Origin of the sequence: Streptomyces vastus (genome assembly GCF_039532825.1) — a bacterium.
In the GTDB taxonomy this organism is placed as follows: Bacteria; Actinomycetota; Actinomycetes; order Streptomycetales; family Streptomycetaceae; genus Streptomyces; species Streptomyces vastus.
In genome coordinates this window covers 12,997-13,261 of the sequence record NZ_BAAASJ010000124.1, presented here as the reverse complement: position 1 = coordinate 13,261, position 265 = coordinate 12,997, and the positions used below count along the sequence as shown (strand labels likewise).

Annotated in this window: 1 pseudogene; it reads left to right on the top strand. The window is 76.2% G+C overall.

Annotated features, from left to right (window positions below):
- Window positions 1-85: 85 nt before the first annotated feature.
- A pseudogene (locus ABD357_RS41305) lies at window positions 86-265 on the top strand (hypothetical protein); the annotation flags it as partial.

Genomic DNA, 265 nt, shown 5'->3' with positions numbered 1-265 from the left:
TGGTGTGCGGGTGGGCCGCTTGTGGCACCGGGGCTTGGGAGGGGTGGCGGCGGAAGTTGTCCGCACCGTTCACGGGAGATGCGCCATGCACCACCGTCACCCCGCCCACCGCCCCGCCGCCCGGCCGCAGGGCGCCGTCCGTTCCCCGCTCGGCGAGCTGGAGCAGGCGTTCCTCGCGCTCGCCCACGGGGTGGAGCCACTCACGCTGCCCGCGCACCTGGTGTGCGACGCCCCGGACCGGGCGCAATGGCCGGTCGACCGGGTC